Raw genomic sequence first — 15,675 nt, 5'->3', positions numbered from 1 at the left:
CTGGCCCAAACCAACATCAATTTTCTGCTGTTCTTTCCGCCAAGGCAGAAAGAATGCGATCCGGTGTCATTGGCATTTGATAGATTGTTACTCCCATATGACGGAGAGCATCGTTCACAGCGTTCATAACGGCAGCTGGTGCACCTCCAGTACCGGCTTCACCAGCTCCTTTAGCACCCAAAACAGAAGATTTTGTGGGTGTTTCTATGTGTGCCACATGAATATCAGGCATCTCCGACGCCATCGGTACAAGGTAGTCTGCCAAGGACGTATTCAAAAGCTGCCCTTCGTCCGAATAAAGACACTCCTCATATAGGGCGCCACCAATTCCTTGAACCACTCCGCCTCTAATTTGCTCGTCAACCAAGAGAGGATTAATCACGCGACCACAATCTTCAACTGCCCAAAAATCTAAAACTTTCACGAAGCCAGTCTCAATATCCACCTCTACATGTGCTGCCATAGCCCCATTAGTAAATACAAATGGCGCATCGGTGACGCGATAATGACGTGTCGCAACTAGCTCTGGCTTTGCTTCATCAGGTAACTCGTTGCCACGATAATAAACAGTCCGGGCCAAATCAGATAAGTTCATCTTCTCAACAAAAGTCTTTGCGTCCACAACCTGTCCATTCTTTATGTCAAGCTCGGACGGTTTGGCTTGCAATATAACAGATGCTGCATCCAAAATCTGCTCTTTCAGCGCATTTGCAGCTAACAATGCAGCTTCACCACCAATACCAGCGCCGCGGGACGCCCACGTTCCACCGCCGTAGGGTGTAGTTTTTGTATCGCCGGTGGTAACTTTAACCCGAGCTAGATCTACTCCTAACACATCCGCTACAATCTGGGCGAGTATGGCATTAGTTCCTTGGCCTTGCTCAGTGACTGACGATGATACGTGGATACCGCCTCCAGCATCTAGCCTAACGGTCGCCCCGTCTTGGCTGGCAATTGGAGCACCGCCGATCCCATAAAACATTGGGCTTGGGTTCGTAACTTCCACCATGGAAACAAATCCAATACCCCTGAAAACTCCATCTTTACGCTGCTCTAATTGGTCAGCGCGCAGGCTGTTATAATCCATCATTTCGATCAGTTTGTTCAGCGCGGCCTGATGCGACAACTCGTCTAATTTCATCCCAGATACACTGGTGCGCGGATAGGAGTTGTCAGCCATCAAATTAATGCGGCGCACTTCTACCGGATCCATTTGAATTTGAGCCGCCGCCTCTTCAAGCAGGCAGTCGCAGATAGCCATAGCAATTGGATGCCCCACAGCACGATATTGGCACATCAAATTTTTATTTTGAAAAACTACCTTTGATGTTGCTCGATAGTTCGGGATGACATACGGGGCACCGGTCAGGTTCAGTACCTGATTAGCTTCAATCGCAGATGTCCGCGGATACATCGAATAAGGCCCTATCCCAGTCACGTCGTCAAATTCTAAACCAACAATTTGACCGGAGGCACTAACGGCCATTCGCGCATCAACCACATGATCTCGCGCATGAATGTCAGACATAAAGCTCTCGTAGCGATCTGCGGTGAATTTTATCGGGCGCCCCAAGAGCTTTGCTATTGCGGCAACAGCGACTTCATCGCCATAGGTGTGCACCTTAATCCCGAAAGATCCGCCAACATCCTGTGAAATAACTCGAACGTTCTCTTCCATAAGGCCAAGATGCTTGGCAAAAATAAACTGCATCATATGCGGCGCTTGGCCAGAATACCAAACCGTCAACTGATCATCAGATGGGTCATATTCTGCAATACTCGTTCGAGGTTCTAAAGTAACGCCAGTATGTCGCCCGAACTTGAACTTCTTTTTTACAACAAAATTTTCAGGATTACTGAACGCGTTCGATACATCGCCTACGTCAACTGTGCGTTGCCAAGCGAGATTAGAGTCGTAGCCTTCGTGAATTAGGGGACAACCCTCATCGAGTGCCTTTTCCATATCAACCACTGCTGGCAGCTCATCATATTCTATCTCAACAAGTTCTGCCGCATCTTCTGCCTGCGCTCTTGAGTGAGCAAGGACAACAGCTACTGGCTCTCCTTGCCACTTCACATAGTCAATGGCTACTGGCGCCTGTGGAGGGGACCTCAGACCCGCCAAGTGACTTAGAACTCCGACATATGGCTCGACAACGTTTTCTAAATCTTTGCCAGTAAAAACACTTACTACACCATCTGCATCCATCGCTCTGGATGCATTTATTGAAACAATTTTACCGTGGGCAATTGGCGATCGTATGAAATACGCGTGGAGCATTCTAGGAAGTTGAATATCGTCAACAAACCTTCCGCGTCCGTGCAGTAAACGCTTCGCATCTAAACGTGCTTCAGGCTGACCAATTAATTTAGTCGGTTTATCGAAATCGAACTTAACGCCAGTCATGTTTCAGCACCCACCTGTATTACATCACAAATCGCATCAACGATTGATTGATAACCAGTACATCTGCAGTAATTCCCTGATAAGTGCTCGCGAATTTTTTTGCGATCTAGCTCTCCAATTTTCTCAATATATTCAACGGCTGATGCGAGCATGCCAGGTGTACAGTAGCCGCATTGGAGTGCATTTCGTTTCAAAAAGGCATCTCGCAATGCTGATACCGGTCCACTGTCAGCTAGTCCTTCAATCGTGGTTACCTCGAGATCATCCACTTGGACAGCTAGCATCAGGCAGGAACGAACAGTTTGACCATTAACACGCACGGTGCATGCTCCACATACACCATGTTCACAACCTACATGAGTACCAGTCAGCCCCAGATCATTTCTTAAAAAATCTGACAGATTTGTGCGTACGGCAACGTCTCGTTCAATTCGCTCACCATTAACCATCACTTTGATTTTTTTAGTCTGCCCCATTTACATCGCCTCCAAAGCGCGGCGCACACACACAGTCGCAAGCCGCCGTTTTGTGTCCTGAGAATTGTGCAAATCAGAATCAAAAATTAAATCAGACAACGCTTCACTAGCGCCGCGAATTTTCCGTTTATCAGTACGAGCGACACCCACTAGGCTCTCTTCAACAGACTTTGCACGCAGCGGGCGATCAGAGACACCAAACAACACAACTTTAGGGGCGTTAAATGTTTCAGATGGGCGACTGTCATCAGAAATGCAAACGCCTGCTATTGCGTAATCTCCATGCCTTCTTGCCAACTCATAAAACCCAGTGCTCAGCGACTTAGAAGAATTTGGTATAAAGACCGACAAAACCAACTCATCGTCTTTCCGGTCAGTAAGATAGAGCCCTTGAAAAAATTCATCCGCCAACACAAATCTGGTGCCTCGTTGGGACGCCAGCTCAACACTGGCCCCTAGAGCCATTAACACCGCAGGCATTTCCGCGGCAGGATCAGCAAGCGCCACACTTCCGCCAATCGTTCCTCGATTTCGTATCGCTGAATGAGCTATATGAGGCAGAACGCTATCAAAAACCTGCGAAAACTCTGACACCAGAGCTGACGCTCCCAACTCGCTGTAGGTGACAGTGGCGCCGATGCGAAGGCCATCATCTACGGCCACAATCTCTTTCAAGTCTTTCAACCCACTCAAATCAATCAGCGTTTTCGGAGCCGCGAGCCTAAAATTCATCATCGGCAACAAACTCTGGCCTCCCGCCAGAAACGCCTTTTCGTCAGCATCTTGCGCAACTATAGCGAGTGCCTCAGATATTTCCGTGGGGCGTTCGTAGGTAAACTCTGACGCTTTCATAGGTCTTCCCTTAAATCAGCATTGCACCACAAATTTGGTTGCACTGCTCGGCGTCTGTCAATAACAATTTATCAAACTATAAACTAATCCATGGCTATCAAGGAAGGGCTTCCGATGGCAATTCGTCCCAAAACCACCATTCAAATGTCGCTCACAGGGTCTGGACAAACTCACGCGCGCACGGTCGTTAAAACGAGAGATGTAACCGCTTTAATAGACGAACCAATGATCAGGGGCGGAACAAATCTGGGCCCGAGCCCAACTGAAACCTTCATGGCATCGCTGATCGGTTGCACGAATGTAATTTCCAGCCGCATAGCCCAAAAGATGGGGCTAGTATGGCAAAACTTAGAGGTAGAACTGTCCGCAGAATTTAACCGCCTCGGCACAATGCTGGAGGAGGAAGTTGAGCACCCTTTTGCCAACATCGTTATGGATATTTCAGTAGAAACAAACGCATCGGAGCAAGAACTCGAAAAGTTAAAAAGCGATCTGTCAAAATTTTGTCCAATCGCGAAGGTGATCCGGAACAGTGGCGTCACCATCACAGAAAACTGGTCAACTAAATCGATTTAAATCAGAGGTTTACACTATGGACACCAAACCAACGCCTGGGAACTTTGCTCCCAATCTAGAATTAAAACTTATCGGCGGCGAAACATTTAGCCTTAAAAGCAGCAAGCCACAACTGATTGACATGCTTGTGTTCTACAGGGGCTATCATTGCCCACTTTGCAAGGATTTTCTGCATAAATTAAATGGACTAGCAGGCGCATTTTTAGAATCTGGCGCTAACGTTGTTGCCGTGTCTATGGACACCGAAGAACGTGCCCAAAAATCAAAAGAAGAATGGGGATTAGACAACCTTTCCATTGCTTATGGGCTTTCGGAAGAAGCGGCACGCGCTTGGGGCTTGCACATCACAGAATCTATTAAAGAAGTTGAACCTCAAACATTTAGCGAACCTGCTTTATTTTGGGTTCTCGCGGACAAGAAAATATATCTAATGGATGTTGCAAGTATGCCTTTTGCTCGCCCCGACCTAGAACTGCTACTTGCTAAGGTTCCGGCTATCACAGCTGGATACCCCGCTAGAGGAACTAAATAACATCATCTTGCGGCGCCACTGCCATGGATGGCGCCGCCCTTATTTGCTAATTTAAATTGTGTTTACGAATGGCCACAAGTTGGTGTGTCCATGCTTGAATACTGTTTTCAATGACAAATGACTTATCAGGGTGCACAGCCATATTGTATATCAAGAGGCGTACACCGTAATAAAAAATTCCTCCATGTATCGTCCAACCAAATTCTATTTCATCATCACTCGGCGGCATTTGGTCTACATGATATTCTGCTAAAATTTCTCGCGTAATTACTTCAATGAGGTTCTGACGAATAAAAAGCAAATATTCACGATTCAGACCAATTCCTTTCAAGCCCGAAAATAAAAAGATGCGCATCCAGTCGTCTCGGAAAATCACATCAGTATATTGGGTGTAAAATAAATTCAGGCGATCTTTAATTGACTTACTCCTGTCTATTAACAAATCATTCCACTCATCACGCCACCTTTGAAGATAAACAGCCTCGTAAACCTCACGGATTAAATCCTCCTTTGAGGGAAAATATCGATATAGAAGAGGCTGCGTGACGCCCAAACTACGGGCTAAATCACGGGTCGAACTCTCAAAGCCCTCTTTTGCAAAGAATTGAACAGCTTTTTCGACAAACTGTTCTCTACGTTCATCATACGGCAATCTCTGCCTTACAGTTTTATTTGGCATAATAGTCTCAAATTCAAACTTCAATCCAACCAGAGTTGTCTTTTAAGCGATGCTTGACCTTCACCCGATCTGAGAGTGACTGCTCGATAAAACAACCCCTGGTTGCAGCCTGTATCAATGCAATTTTTTCAGAAACATTAACATCTGTGTCCATCTCGATGTCCAATGTAAACAACTCTGGCATAGAAACATAAGGCTTATTACCTTCTTGCTCAGCACTCCAATGCAATTTGGTGTTCACTTTCAAATCATGTATTTGAACATCCAACCTGTTCGCAAAAGCTCTCAGTTGTGTCATCAAGCATCCAGTAAGAGCTGCCGTGAATAACGCGAGTGGCGGTGGCGCTGTGCCGTCTCCCCCATGGAAAGGCCCTTCATCAGTCGCCAGCTCAAAATGCTCATTCATCATGGGCCAACTGACAGCGATGTCATTGCGCATCTTACCAGTCGCAACTCCAACACCTTCAAAAATCACACTAAATTTTTTTATACTTCCAGCCACAAGCTCAACTCCACATTAACACAATCATAAATTATTCGGCGATTGACACCCACAAAGTAACAGTCAACCGCGATGCATTTTGCTCGATTGACAAATTTTACAGCTTATTTTTCAATTGATAAATAGTGGAGGATCAAAGGAAGCCATAAATGCCTAAGTTCACACGTGATTACATTTATCAAACCGCTAAGGAGCTCTCCAATTGGGGACGTTGGGGCACTGATGACCAGATTGGCACCCTCAATAACATCTCACCAGAAGATGTTGTTGAAGCTGGCAAGCTCATACGAAAAGGCCGGGTATTTGCTTTAGGCCTGAACCTTAAAGAGCAGATCCAGTCTGGGCTTTTTGGCGGCAGGTGGAACATGATTCATCAGATGCTCGCCACCGGCACTGATGCTGCAATTGGAGCTCAAGACGGCGACGGTAAAGCCTACTTGCGTTATGCTGATGACGCCATCAACTTACCATGCCAAGGATCTACGCAGTGGGACGCCCTCTGCCATATTTTCTTGGACGACAAAATGTACAACGGGTTTCCTGCCACGGACGTGACAGTACAGGGCGCAAAAAAGCTTGGCATAGAGCATGTACGAGACAAGATGGTCGGGCGCGGAGTCTTGCTCGACATAGCGCGTTGGAAAAATCAAGAATTTTTACAAGATGGTTATGCAATCACGCCTGAAGACCTAGACGAGTGCGCCAGTGCACAGGGCGTTAAAATCAAAAAAGGAGACTTTGTAATCGTTAGAACGGGCCAACAAGAGCGCTGTCTGAAAACCGGTGACTGGACAGGATACGCTGGCGGTGATGCTCCTGGCTTAAGCTTTGAAACAGCTCGTTGGATAAAAACGAAGGATATCGCAGCAATATGCGCTGATACTTGGGGTTGTGAAGTCCGACCCAACGAAACAGATGAGGCGAACCAGCCCTGGCATTGGGTGGTTATTCCTGCAATTGGCATCTCAATGGGCGAAATTTTTTACGTGAAAGAATTGGCACAAGACTGCGCCGAAGATGGCGTGTATGAATTCTTTTTCAGCGCACCTCCACTTCATATTCCTGGAGCCGCAGGCTCGCCGATCAACCCTCAGGCTATAAAATGATTACGCTCTGGGGAAGAGGAAGCTCTGCTAATGTTCAGAAAGTTATGTGGGCATTAGCAGAGCTCAACTTACAATTTCGCCACGTTATAGTGGGAGGACCTTACGGAGGCACCACCTCGGAAGAATTTAAATCACTTAACCCAGTTGGCAAAATCCCTGTTTTTCAGGACGATAATATCACTCTCTGGGAGAGCCATGCCATATTGCGATATTTATCTCGCAAACATGGAGGACACCTTTCCATAAAGGAAATTGATCAACCTTTCGTTGATCAATGGCTGGACTTCACAGCAACCTGCTTCTTTCCACCATTTGTCGGCTTGTTCTGGCAATTGGTTCGCACCCGTCCAAGTGACCGCTCGCAAGAGTTAATAGCTCTGCATACAAATAATTTAGGCGCCGCTTTGGACATAATAGACGAACAGCTCAGGAAAAGCAGGTGGTTGGCAACAAATACATTCACGATTGCCGATATTGCAGCCGGCGTAACCATGGAAAGGTGTTTAGAGATCATCGATCTACACCAAAACCGACCGAACCTCACGAGATGGCACGGCAAACTAGCTTCTCGTGAGGCTTACAAAACGGTAGTTGCGACGTCCTACGAAGAGCTACGTGCTAAATAAAAACTATTGACGCTAAAAATCAGCTGTAGCTGTCAAGCGGACAATTTCATCTTCAAAGGGGTGAGAGGCTCCATCCAGGTTTCCTTTTGGATCTTCGCCTTGCACAAAACTTCCCAAACGCTGAGACCGGGCATTTATCATCAACGCAATTGGACGCCTTGCAGCGTCATAGGCCTCAAACGCCTCTTCAATGGTTCGGTTGGCGCGCAGACAACTCGAAAGACAAAGCGCGTCTTCTGCCGCTTTTGTTACACCCATTCCGACGTGCGGACGAATTAAGGCCGCAGCATCGCCTAATAAGCAAACATTGCCGCAACAAAAGCGTGGAGAGACATAATCATAAATCGGCGCGAGAAAGGGACTAGCCGCGCATTTGAATGCTTCAGAAAACATCCAAGGCAAGTCCACCTCTGCTGCCATCAATGCGCAATCTACAACTTCACGACGAACCAAAGGCGGCGGTATTGAAATCTCATGGACTTTGCCACTTTCATCCGTCAGTAAATCGACAAGCTCATCGTGGGATGTGGGCTTATACCAAACAATATTATATCTTCTCGATCCTTTATTCGTCTCATTATCGAACCCTGGTATTGGATATCCAATCACCTGGCCTCTGTTGGGTATAAAAAAGGAAAAATCGTCAAAAAAAGCATCTCGAAGATTGGGCTCGATTGACGTTTCGTCTACAACGGCTCGCCAAACAACATAGCCAGAATAAGCTGGCGCTGGGCGCTCAACAAATTTGGACCTAACCGCTGATCTATAGCCATCCGCACCAATCAGTGCATCGAACTGTTGAACCGAGCCATCAGACAAATGGACGTTGACTTTGCCTGCTACATTCTCCCAGTTTAAGACGCTTGTGTCGGTGAAATAGAGCTCACGCGGCAGCCGTGCGTGAAGCAACGAATAGATCATATCCCAACTTGTAACTAGTTGTGGAAACTCGCGCTCTGAGACAATCTTACCAAACTTATCGAAGACCCGACGAGAGCGTACCTCCACGCCTATATCTTGCAATGATACCCCAATAGATCCAAGAGCTTTCAGCAACGGCTCGTGCGTGACAATGCCAGCTCCTCTGCCTGAAAGGGCGCTTCTAACTTTTTCGAAAACGGTAACCCGCCATCCAGCTTCGGCCAAAGCCAGTGCAGCAAACAAACCACCTATAGATCCGCCAGATACAGCAATGTGACCGCGCATTCGACCGAATGTTTCCCAAATATGATAACTATGCTAACTTTATCACACGATAATTTAGTAACAATGGTATCTCAAGAATGTCTGACAATTTTGACCAAGAAAATAATACTGACGCCAACATTTGGTCCAGCTGGACAGCCGATCTGAAACAGGAACTGGACCGCAACGCGGGTAAAAATGGCCGAGTAGGATCTGAACTCGTCAGTACTACTGATCGAGTTAGAATTTGGTTGATATCGCTCCATCCCGGCCAAAGGTTAGAGTTTCATACCCATGTACTAGACTACTTCTGGACTGCAACGAGCAGCGGCAAAGCTAGATCTCGTTACTCAGACGGTCGCCTGGTTGAAATGGAATACACAGTGGGCCAAACACAACACCATAAATTTAAGTTTGGCGAGTCAATGACACATGATCTCGAAAATATCGGTGAAAACGTTTTGAGCTTCACCACAGTAGAATTTCTTGACAGCCCAAACTCTCCTTTAAATATATAAATTAAATCTCAAGTATGATGCTCTAGAAGGTTTGCATAAATGCTATAAAAATAAATTAAAAATATTTCGAGTAGAGGCATTTCAAACAATACGTGCCTTAACGCCTGAATATTGTTTTCGAAACTTTCCGCGTACTCTCTGCACGCCCAAGAACCAGTGACCACTCGAATGAATAACGAAGAAAAAAAGACCGGCTGGCTAGAAAACTTTCCAGTTTTACTATTTACGGTAATTATGGGGTATTCAGGTTTGACCCTCGCTCTTCAGATAGCAGGCGAGGTCTACTTAAGCAAGATCACACTACTAATTACTACGTGTCTGTTTTTACTTATCCTGCTAATTTATATAATGAAAATTATAGTATGCCGAAATTCGGTAATCCATGAATGGCAGCACCCAATAAAAATTTCCTTTTTTCCAGCTATTTCTATCTCTATCCTCTTACTTTCAATGCTTTTTAAGACATTTTCAATCGAAATCGCGACGATCTTATGGCTAGTGGGCATAGCTGCTCAAACGCTCTTAGCTCTTTCGGTACTGGCAAATTGGATCGGCAATCGTCCTTACAAAACCATACATATTTCTCCTGCTTGGTTTATCCCCACGGTAGGAAACATCATTGCTGCAGTGGGCGGCGTCGATTTGGGATTCATACAAATTTCGTGGATATTTTTTTCAGCAGGAGTGATATTTTGGATATTATTATTAACATTAGTATTTAATCGCTTAATCTTTCATGATCCACTTCCAGAACGGATGGTTCCCACGCTAGCAATTCTAGTCGCCCCCCCTGCCGTCACTTTTCTGGCATGGATAAAGTTTAATGGTGGAAACGTTGATAGCATGGCGCATGCAATGTATGGAGCTAGCATTGCGTTCTTGGCGTTAACTCTTACTCAGGCCAGGCTACTTATTCAGCTTGCATTCTCTTTGTCTTGGTGGGCCTTGAGCTTTCCCTTTGCGGCGCTTGTTTCGGCAACCATGATCTATGGAACATCACTGAATAGTCAGCTTCACCTACTACTAGGGAGAGCCGGCGTATTTCTTCTTTTCTTGCTCATCGTTGGGCTGTCATTACGTACTGTATTAGCGTTCTTTCGCAAAGAAATTTGTATGCCTGATTGAACGCCCCACCGCCGGTGAAAATATAATAAATGCTAGAGCGCAGGACTAAAATACAGCCATCATCTCATTCCTGGTCACGCAGCATGGACGCCCCTTCACCGCGAATGGCTTTGGCAATTGGCTCCGCAAACAATGCGATGAAGCAGGGCTCAAACATTGTAGCGCCCATGGTCTCCGGAAAGCGGGCGCGGCCATCGCAGCAGAGAACGGCGCAACGGAACGCCAGCTCATGGCAATGTTCGGCTGGAGCACCCTAAAAGAAGCGTCCCGTTACACGCGGTCTGCTCGCTAAAAAATATTGGCAACCGCCGGCATGCAGCACCTATCGCGCCATCAAAATGAGCCCAAAGGGTGAACAAAAAAGTCCCACTTTTGCCCCAAAACCAAAAAGTGGGACTAAATCCACATCAAGGCACTGATTTTATTGGAATATTTTTGAAGTGGTGCCCGGGGGCGGAATCGAACCACCGACACGAGGATTTTCAATCCACTGCTCTACCCCTGAGCTACCCGGGCACGGGAGATGGCGGAACACCATCAGGGTGGGGGCGTTCTAGGGCCTTCGTGGAGGGCTGTCCATAGGGTTTGCGCAAAATTATCGCGTTTTTTCTATTGCAGCGGCCCTGCGTCATCCTCGCCATCGCCGTTGCGACCAAATGCTTTGGCGCGGGCCGCTTGATCAAGGGCTTCTTCGATATCTTCGGGGTCATTGGACGGCACGGCATATGATCCGTTCAACCATCGCGCCAGATCCACATCGGCGCAGCGGCGCGAGCAAAAAGGGCGATAGGCCGCGACTGTTTCTTTTTGACAAATCGGGCAACTCATGACGGCCATATCTCGTGCAAAGGCGCGCGGTCGCGCTTGCGCTGCAGTTCAAAATGGCCAAGCGGTGTCCATCCCGCAAGCACCGTGTCGGTCGCGTCAGAGCGCAAGGCACTGCGCAATTTATCCTCGAACAAACGGCGGTCTTTTTTGGGCATCGGGGCCAAATCCATTGTAATCTGCCCCGACAACCCACGCAGACGCAATTGACGCGGCAAATCACGCACCAAAGCCAAATTGGCCTTAAGCCCTGCCGCAAGGGATAAATCCCCGCCAGTGTTCACATCAATCGCCACGAGGGCAGAGGTAGGTTCAAACATGGCCCACGCCCCACCACCCAACTCCACCCGCGGGGAGAGGAGGGCATCAACCGCCTCCTCCACGCCGAGATCGGCGAAGGCGGCAGGGCTTTCCACCACTTCATCAGGCATCGGGCTTGTCCAATCGCGCCACGCCACCTCATGAGATGTGGGGGCTGCAACCAGCAATTCGGGGGTGCCAGTCACATCGGCCACCACGGCCTCGGCCAAGGCGCGCATGGCGCTGACATCCTCAACTATATCTTCATCCGCCGCCTCAGCGCTTGCTGAGCGAATGATCACGCCAAAATCCTCAGGCGCGCCCTCCATCGCCTCATGCGCCAGTTCCAAAAGGTGATCGCGGTCTTCTTCGTCACGGATCGAGCGGGCGATGTTAAATCCTGCCGCCGCGGGCGTGACAATGGCGTAGCGGCTTTTGAACAACAGCCTTGTCGTCACAGGCGCGGCCTTATTGCCTTCGGCATAGCCCATGACCTGAACAATCACGCTTGCCCCTTGCTCAAGGCCTTTGACCCCGCGCAAAAATCCCGATTGCCCATCGGGAAGGGTAACCATAACGCCGCCCTGCCCGCCCATGGCACGGGCCACCTTGGCACGGTAAATCTCGCCGATCTCGGGGCTTGGGTCATTTTCAGGGGGATCAATACGGATATCCTGCAGGCGGCCATCAACGAGCAATGCTGCCGCCTTGCGCCCTGCAACCTCATCCAATGCAATGACGCAGCCCTTCATTCTTGCCTCCAAACGGGATAGCCCAAGGCCGCCAAGGCACTGGCTGTTTCGGCCAAAGGAAGGCCCATAATGGCGGGATAACTGCCTGAAATCCAGGGAATAAATGCACCAGCAGGGCCTTGAATGGCATAACCACCTGCCTTGCCGCGCCAATCGTCTGTCGCCAGATAAGCCGCGATTTCCGCATCGCTGAGGGATTTCATCTTCACACGGCTTTCAACTGCGCGCTCGATCACGCGCGCGCCTTTACGGGCAGCCAAGGCCGTGATGACGCGATGACGGCGGCCCGACAAAAGGCGCAAAAACGCCTCTGCCTCCACCGCATCCGCAGGCTTGCCCAAGATCCGCCGCCCCATAAAGACGGTCGTATCTGCGCATAGAACGACATCCTCGGGCGCAGATGATACAGCAGCAACCTTTTCGCGCGCGATACGGGTGACATAGGCGCGCGGATGTTCCCCCTTTTGCGGGGTTTCATCAATTTCAGGCGGGGCGATGTCGTCAGGTGAGATCCCCAACACTGCCAGTAACTCCCGCCTGCGCGGGCTTGCTGATCCCAAAATCAGGCGCAAAACAAATCACTTAAAGCGGTAATTGATACGGCCCTTGGTCAGGTCATAGGGGGTCATCTCAACCTGCACCTTGTCACCTGCCAGAACGCGAATGCGGTTTTTGCGCATCTTGCCTGCCGTATGTGCGATGATCTCATGGCCGTTTTCGAGCTCGACCCTGAATGTCGCATTTGGCAGGAGTTCCTTCACGACACCGGGGAATTCGAGCATCTCTTCCTTGGCCATGGTCTCTCCTTAGCTTTCTCACTGCCCCAAATGGCAGCTTCGCCGCGGTAAATGCGCCCAAAGGAGCGGATTTTCAAGGTAAATCTTTCACCTGCGGCACAAGCGCTGTGCGCGCGGCGCTCTCGGGCCAATCGCGGCGGGTTAAAACAGTGCCGTTTTGGCGCAGATCTCGCAGCCGACCAAGGTCAATATCGGCCATCACCCATCCTGGCTTGTTCATTGCGCCTTCAGCAAACACGCCATTGTCACAAAAGCCCGCTTCAGCCGGACCGTAGATCGCCGCTGCGCCATGGTTTTCATCCACTGCGGGCGACCATGCCACTTGTCCGACTGTGGGCGATTGTAAAACTGCGCATTGCCCCTCTAGCGCGCGGGCCATTGCCCCCACTCGAACCCGCCAATAGCCTGCGCCGCTATCCGTGCAGGATGGCACCAGAAGCAAATCAACCCCCGCCTCAACCAAGGCGCGCGCCAAAAGCGGAAACTCCGCATCATAGCAGATCAACACACCCACCCGCAGATCGCCAAGGTCAAAGACCTGCAAAGGCCCGCCCGATTGCACATGCCAAATCTCGCGTTCAAAGCGGGTCATAATCTGCTTGTCTTGATGCCCAATCCGCCCCTGCACCCCATAGATGCAGGCGCGATTGACGGGCCGCAGCCCATAATCTTGGTCAAAAATAGGCGCAGACGGCGCCAGTAGGGCAAGGCCATGCTGCACCGCAAGCCGCGAAAAAAGGGCATCCGCCTCAGGCCAAATATCACTGACTGCGCGCAGGCTGCCTTCAAGATCGGCCGCAACGGATGGCCCTGCAAGATGGGCCAATTCCATCGCGCCGTATTCAGGAAAAATCGCAATCTCTGCGCCGCGATCCGCGGCCTCAGCGACCCATGCGGTGATCTTCGCTTCAAAATCAGCAAAACGCGTCAGCGGGTCAAGCGGATAGGCAGCGGCGGCACATTTCATAGGTGTTTGATCCAAAATTGCAGGCGCTTTTGGGTTTTTTCGGAATATCCGATATCGAGCCATGAAAATTCTGCAAAGGCGCCATCCAATTTCTGATAGCCCCGCTTTTTCCAGAATTCATTAAGCGGGCGGTAGTCCTTTGGGGCCATCGGATGATCCAGAGGGCGCACCACTGCGCAAAAGGCGCTATATGTTTTTCGCTGTGCGCGGGCCTCTGCCTCGCGTGCATCGAAAAACATATGCCCTGCCCCATGCCCGCGATGGTCTTGCGTCAGAACAGACTCTGCGCAGTAGAACACATCTTCGGCGGCGATATCGCAGGCCGCCAAAGCACCGGAGAAATCATCATCATGCTGAAGCAAGGGCATCCCCGTGGCCGCGCCAACCATCTGCGCGCCATCATAGGCGGCAACCACTATGGCCCCGCCTTGCGCATAGCGAGCAAGGTAACCCGTCTCATAGGCCAAATCCCCCTCATAGAGATAGGGCCAATCACGAAAGACCGTGATGCGCAGCCGTGCCAGATCGGGAACAATTGCCGAGATCTCAGCCCCGCGATAGATGCGATAGTCGAGGCTCATGCCAAAACCTGAGCGATCCAATCAGCAAGGTTGTAATAGGTCACAACACGGGTGATCTTACCGTCCTCAACGGAAAAGAAACTGCCAGCGGGCAGGACGTATGTCTGTCCGCGCGCCTCGGGCAATCCTGCATCCGTGGCCAGGTAGGTGCCATTCACGATAAATTCGGCGGCAACGCGATTGCCTGCTTCATTCTGCATCACCACGATATCGTTGAGATGTTCTTTATAGCAGCGGTTCATATGGGCGCAAAATTCGGCAAAGGCCGCTTTGCCCATGCGCACCTGCCCCTCATTGACATGATGCGCCACATCTTCGCTGAGGCAATCAAGCATGGCCTCCAGATCGCCCGCATTAAACGCGGCGTAATACCGATTGATCAGATCCATTAGTCCCCCTCTTGTTCTAGCCCCGCATCTGGGGGGCCAAAACGATCTAGAATGCGTTTTTTGATTTGATCACGGGCTTGGCGATAGGCATCCAATTTCGCCTCGCGCGTTTCACCCAACCCTGTTGGGTCAATGATGGGCCAATATTCAATATCGAGATGCGCATGACGCGTCAGATCCAGCGCGCGGCGTTGACTGGCGGGCGAAAGCGCCACGATCAGATCAAACCCCGAGAGATCATCCCCCCATTCCTCCATTTCATCGAAAGAGCGCACGCGATGACGTTCAAGGGCGACACCGATCTCGGCGGAAACAGAGACGGCAAAGCCATCTATCTCCAATTCATGATGCACACCCGCAGATTGAACATAGGCGCGGTGGCCGTAATATTTCTTCATCAGCCCTTCCGCCATGGGGGAGCGGGTTGCGTTATGATCGCAACAAAACAGAACCGAGGATGGAAATTCTTTGCCCACCACA

General features: G+C 49.6%; 21 protein-coding genes and 1 tRNA gene. 7 read left to right on the top strand and 15 right to left on the bottom strand.

Annotated features, from left to right (window positions below; genetic code table 11):
• Positions 1-16: 16 nt before the first annotated feature.
• From AAC621_RS10070 to AAC621_RS10060, 3 genes are read right to left on the bottom strand one after another with little or no spacing between them, the layout of a single operon-like run.
• Positions 17-2,407, bottom strand: a complete 2,391-nt coding sequence (locus AAC621_RS10070; RefSeq protein ID WP_340255114.1) for a xanthine dehydrogenase family protein molybdopterin-binding subunit — start codon at positions 2,405-2,407, stop codon at positions 17-19.
• Positions 2,404-2,883, bottom strand: coding sequence for a (2Fe-2S)-binding protein (locus tag AAC621_RS10065; RefSeq protein ID WP_340255111.1), 480 nt, complete (start codon positions 2,881-2,883; stop codon positions 2,404-2,406). Before AAC621_RS10065 ends, AAC621_RS10070 begins: the two co-directional genes overlap by 4 nt.
• Positions 2,884-3,735 (bottom strand): FAD binding domain-containing protein, encoded by an 852-nt coding sequence (locus AAC621_RS10060; RefSeq protein ID WP_340255108.1) that lies wholly within the window; start codon positions 3,733-3,735, stop codon positions 2,884-2,886.
• A gap of 114 nt (positions 3,736-3,849) precedes the next feature.
• Between AAC621_RS10060 and AAC621_RS10055 the strand changes: the two genes are divergently transcribed.
• Positions 3,850-4,311: an OsmC family protein gene (locus tag AAC621_RS10055; RefSeq protein ID WP_340255105.1), complete on the top strand. Its 462-nt coding sequence runs from the start codon at positions 3,850-3,852 to the stop codon at positions 4,309-4,311.
• A gap of 16 nt (positions 4,312-4,327) precedes the next feature.
• A complete protein-coding gene (locus AAC621_RS10050; protein WP_340255102.1) occupies positions 4,328-4,843 on the top strand; it encodes a peroxiredoxin-like family protein in 516 nt (171 codons plus the stop codon).
• 46 nt (positions 4,844-4,889) lie between these two features.
• Here AAC621_RS10050 and AAC621_RS10045 read toward each other — a convergent pair whose 3' ends face one another.
• A complete protein-coding gene (locus AAC621_RS10045) occupies positions 4,890-5,522 on the bottom strand; it encodes a TetR/AcrR family transcriptional regulator (protein WP_340255099.1) in 633 nt (210 codons plus the stop codon).
• A gap of 13 nt (positions 5,523-5,535) precedes the next feature.
• Positions 5,536-6,024, bottom strand: a complete 489-nt coding sequence (locus tag AAC621_RS10040; RefSeq protein WP_340255096.1) for an OsmC family protein — start codon at positions 6,022-6,024, stop codon at positions 5,536-5,538.
• Between the two features lie 149 nt (positions 6,025-6,173).
• Here AAC621_RS10040 and AAC621_RS10035 point away from each other — a divergent pair, with 149 nt between their 5' ends.
• Positions 6,174-7,130, top strand: a complete 957-nt coding sequence (locus AAC621_RS10035) for a cyclase family protein (protein ID WP_340255093.1) — start codon at positions 6,174-6,176, stop codon at positions 7,128-7,130.
• Positions 7,127-7,756 (top strand): glutathione S-transferase family protein, encoded by a 630-nt coding sequence (locus AAC621_RS10030; RefSeq protein WP_340255091.1) that lies wholly within the window; start codon positions 7,127-7,129, stop codon positions 7,754-7,756. Before AAC621_RS10035 ends, AAC621_RS10030 begins: the two co-directional genes overlap by 4 nt.
• A gap of 12 nt (positions 7,757-7,768) precedes the next feature.
• On the opposite strand, the gene AAC621_RS10025 is transcribed toward AAC621_RS10030, so the two are convergent.
• Complete coding sequence (locus AAC621_RS10025) at positions 7,769-8,962, bottom strand: FAD binding domain-containing protein (protein ID WP_340255088.1); 1,194 nt, start codon at positions 8,960-8,962, stop codon at positions 7,769-7,771.
• A 77-nt stretch (positions 8,963-9,039) separates the two neighbouring features.
• Between AAC621_RS10025 and AAC621_RS10020 the strand changes: the two genes are divergently transcribed.
• From AAC621_RS10020 to AAC621_RS10010, 3 genes are all read left to right on the top strand, one after another.
• On the top strand, positions 9,040-9,459 hold the full coding sequence (locus tag AAC621_RS10020; RefSeq protein ID WP_340255085.1) for a hypothetical protein: 420 nt from the start codon (positions 9,040-9,042) through the stop codon (positions 9,457-9,459).
• Between the two features lie 168 nt (positions 9,460-9,627).
• The gene (locus tag AAC621_RS10015) at positions 9,628-10,584 is read left to right on the top strand and encodes an SLAC1 anion channel family protein (RefSeq protein WP_340255082.1); all 957 of its coding nucleotides are present in this window, start codon (positions 9,628-9,630) and stop codon (positions 10,582-10,584) included.
• A 58-nt stretch (positions 10,585-10,642) separates the two neighbouring features.
• On the top strand, positions 10,643-10,876 hold the full coding sequence (locus tag AAC621_RS10010; RefSeq protein ID WP_340256455.1) for a tyrosine-type recombinase/integrase: 234 nt from the start codon (positions 10,643-10,645) through the stop codon (positions 10,874-10,876).
• Positions 10,877-11,025: 149 nt separating this feature from the next.
• On the opposite strand, the gene AAC621_RS10005 is transcribed toward AAC621_RS10010, so the two are convergent.
• The 9 genes from AAC621_RS10005 to AAC621_RS09965 form a co-directional block, all read right to left on the bottom strand.
• Positions 11,026-11,100, bottom strand: a tRNA-Phe gene (locus tag AAC621_RS10005).
• Between the two features lie 93 nt (positions 11,101-11,193).
• Positions 11,194-11,412: a DNA gyrase inhibitor YacG gene (locus AAC621_RS10000; protein ID WP_317655407.1), complete on the bottom strand. Its 219-nt coding sequence runs from the start codon at positions 11,410-11,412 to the stop codon at positions 11,194-11,196.
• The gene (locus tag AAC621_RS09995) at positions 11,409-12,461 is read right to left on the bottom strand and encodes a ribonuclease E/G (RefSeq protein WP_340255078.1); all 1,053 of its coding nucleotides are present in this window, start codon (positions 12,459-12,461) and stop codon (positions 11,409-11,411) included. Before AAC621_RS09995 ends, AAC621_RS10000 begins: the two co-directional genes overlap by 4 nt.
• The gene (locus tag AAC621_RS09990) at positions 12,458-13,033 is read right to left on the bottom strand and encodes a Maf family protein (protein WP_340255075.1); all 576 of its coding nucleotides are present in this window, start codon (positions 13,031-13,033) and stop codon (positions 12,458-12,460) included. Before AAC621_RS09990 ends, AAC621_RS09995 begins: the two co-directional genes overlap by 4 nt.
• A 6-nt stretch (positions 13,034-13,039) precedes the next feature.
• Entirely contained in the window at positions 13,040-13,258 is a 219-nt protein-coding gene (gene infA, locus AAC621_RS09985) for a translation initiation factor IF-1 (protein WP_011455993.1), read from the bottom strand.
• Between the two features lie 73 nt (positions 13,259-13,331).
• Positions 13,332-14,225, bottom strand: coding sequence for a carbon-nitrogen hydrolase family protein (locus AAC621_RS09980; RefSeq protein WP_340256452.1), 894 nt, complete (start codon positions 14,223-14,225; stop codon positions 13,332-13,334).
• The gene (locus AAC621_RS09975; RefSeq protein ID WP_340255072.1) at positions 14,222-14,806 is read right to left on the bottom strand and encodes a GNAT family N-acetyltransferase; all 585 of its coding nucleotides are present in this window, start codon (positions 14,804-14,806) and stop codon (positions 14,222-14,224) included. The genes AAC621_RS09980 and AAC621_RS09975 overlap by 4 nt, the downstream gene beginning before the upstream one ends.
• Positions 14,803-15,195 carry a ketosteroid isomerase-related protein gene (locus AAC621_RS09970; protein ID WP_340255069.1) on the bottom strand — a complete coding sequence of 131 codons (393 nt, stop codon included), beginning with the start codon at positions 15,193-15,195 and terminating at the stop codon, positions 14,803-14,805. Before AAC621_RS09970 ends, AAC621_RS09975 begins: the two co-directional genes overlap by 4 nt.
• Positions 15,195-15,671: an arsenate-mycothiol transferase ArsC gene (locus AAC621_RS09965; RefSeq protein WP_340255066.1), complete on the bottom strand. Its 477-nt coding sequence runs from the start codon at positions 15,669-15,671 to the stop codon at positions 15,195-15,197. Before AAC621_RS09965 ends, AAC621_RS09970 begins: the two co-directional genes overlap by 1 nt.
• Positions 15,672-15,675: the final 4 nt, after the last annotated feature.

Source organism: Roseobacter sp. HKCC-CH-9208 (assembly GCF_037805125.1).
Taxonomy (GTDB): domain Bacteria; phylum Pseudomonadota; class Alphaproteobacteria; order Rhodobacterales; family Rhodobacteraceae; genus M30B80.
Note: the sequence above shows the minus strand (reverse complement) of the source record. Positions and strands in the feature narration are given on the sequence as shown.